This is a genomic window from Methylibium sp. (assembly GCF_013817365.1).
Taxonomy (GTDB): domain Bacteria; phylum Pseudomonadota; class Gammaproteobacteria; order Burkholderiales; family Burkholderiaceae_C; genus Methylibium.
The window spans coordinates 1-2165 of sequence record NZ_JACDCU010000571.1 but is presented as its reverse complement, the minus strand read 5'-3'; the positions used below and the strand labels follow the sequence as shown (position 1 = coordinate 2165).

The following is a 2165-nucleotide window of genomic DNA, read 5'->3' as shown; positions in this document are numbered from 1 at the left end:
GCCCGCCAGGCCGAGCTGCTGCCGGTGCCCTATTTCCACGTCGTCTTCACGCTGCCCGCGCCGGTGGCAGAGATCGCGTTCCAGAACAAGAAGGTGGTGTACGCAATCCTGTTCCGGACCGCGGCCGAGACGCTGCGCCGCATCGCCGCCGATCCCAGACACCTCGGCGCCGAGATCGGCCTCGTTGCCGTGCTGCATAGCTGGGGCCAAAGCTTGCACCACCACCCCCATGTCCATTGCGTCGTCCCAGGTGGCGGCCTGTCGCCGGACGGCACGCGCTGGATCGGCTGCAAACCTGGCTTCTTCCTGCCGGTCCGGGTGCTCTCGCGGCTCTTCCGTCGGCTCTTCCTCGACCAACTACGCGCGGCGTTCGAGGCAGGCGACCTCGGCTTCTTCGGCGATCTCGTCGGCCTCGCCCAATCCGCCGCCTTTACCCAGCGGCTGCACGCACTGCGCCGGGTCGAGTGGGTCGTCTACGCCAAGCCGCCCTTCGGCGGTCCGGCCCAGGTGCTGGCCTATCTGGGCCGCTACACACATCGGGTCGCGATCGCCAACTCCCGGCTGGTCGAGATGACGGGCACGGACGTCGCCTTCCGCTGGAAGGACTACCGCCGTGGCGGCAGGGCGAAGGTGATGAGCCTTTCGGCGAACGAGTTCATCCGGCGGTTCCTGCTGCATGCCCTGCCGGACGGCTTCCATCGCATCCGTCACTTCGGCTTTCTCGCCAACGGCCACCGCGCAGCCAAGCTGGCGCGCTGCCGCAAGCTCCTCGATGCGCCGGCTCCGATCCCGGCCGAGGTGATGACCGACGCATCCGCCGGACAGGCCGAACCACCCATCTGGAACCGCTGCCCCTGCTGTGGCGGCGTGTTCATCGTCGTGAGCACCTTGTCCGCAACGTCGCCCGCTCGGCCCGCTTTCTGGAACGACAGCTCATGAAGCGTCTCTGCTCCCAGCGCTCAAGCTCATCTCATCCGAGGGCCGCACGCCGCGGCCGGACCTCTCATGCGGATGCGAGCCTCCAGCAGGTGCAGCAAGGCCGGAGCAGCGATGGCAGACGCAGATCCACCGCGCCGCAACCCTTTCGAACGCCCGCCACCGACCGCCGATCGATGACCACGTCGATCCGCCGCGACCTTCGGCTCGACCGACTGCATCGTGCCGACCGAGCAGCAAACACCAAATCCCCATAGGAGCCCAACCCCCCGCGGGTTCGCTCAATCCGGCTTCAATGAGGTCGCCAGCCAGCGACGGCTCCCGTGTCCGGTGCCAGAGCGACCTCACAGAAGCCTCCAGATTCCCATTGGCGCTGAGTTCTGATTCAAGCTCCCAAAACGAGGGAGCAGTCAATGACGCGAACGATCCTGACGGACGCGCAATGGGCGAAGATGGAGCCGCATTGCCTCGGCAAGATGTCCGATCCTGGCCGGACGGGCGGCGACGGGCGGTTGTTTCTGGAAGCGGTGCTTTGGATCGCGCGCACGGGCGCGCCGTGGCGCGACCTGCCCGATGACTTCGGGAACTGGAACACGATCTTCAAGCGGTTCCGCCACTGGGTGAAGCTCGATGTTTTCAAAAGGATATTCGACGCCGTATCGGATGATCCGGACATGGAGTTCGCCATGATCGACGGAACCATCGTCAAGGTCCACCGCCACGGACAGGGCTCAAAAGGGGGACTCAAAGCCAGGCCATAGGCGCCTCGCGCGGCGGGGTCACCACCAAGATCGTGGCACTCACCGATGCGCTGGGGAACCTGGTCGACTTCGAACTCCTGCCCGGGCAACGTCATGACACAGTCGGCGTGGCGGCGCTGATCGGCGCCACCGGGTTCGGCGGCCTGATCGCGGACAAAGCCTTCGACGTCAACTGGATCACGGACGAGCTCGACCGGCGCGGCGCCGAGATCGTCATTTCCCAGCATCCCAACCGACGTACGCCTCGCGAGATCGACACCGAAGTCTACAAGTGGCGCCACCTGATCGAGAACTTCTTCGGCAAGCTCAAGGAATTCAAACGCATCGCCATGCGCGCCTGCAAAACGGACACCAGCTTCTCAGCAATGATCTATGCTTGCGCAGCCGTAATAAACTCGCGGTGAATCTCAACAGGCCCTAGAAGCGCACGGGGCTTTTGGAGGTGTCCAGGTGCGAGGCGAGCGTCGC

2 protein-coding genes are annotated in these 2165 nt (G+C 65.2%); both read left to right on the top strand.

The window, feature by feature from the left end:
- Positions 1-939 (top strand): IS91 family transposase (locus H0W38_RS21415; protein WP_367162581.1); only part of this gene is annotated, 939 nt, incomplete at its 5' end.
- A gap of 410 nt (positions 940-1349) precedes the next feature.
- Positions 1350-2101, top strand: a protein-coding gene (locus tag H0W38_RS21410; RefSeq protein ID WP_292458005.1) for an IS5 family transposase whose coding sequence is annotated in 2 segments (ribosomal slippage) — positions 1350-1680 and positions 1680-2101 — 753 coding nt in all. Because the reading frame shifts where the segments join, the coding sequence is not laid out codon by codon here.
- The last annotated feature ends 64 nt before the right edge of the window (positions 2102-2165 follow it).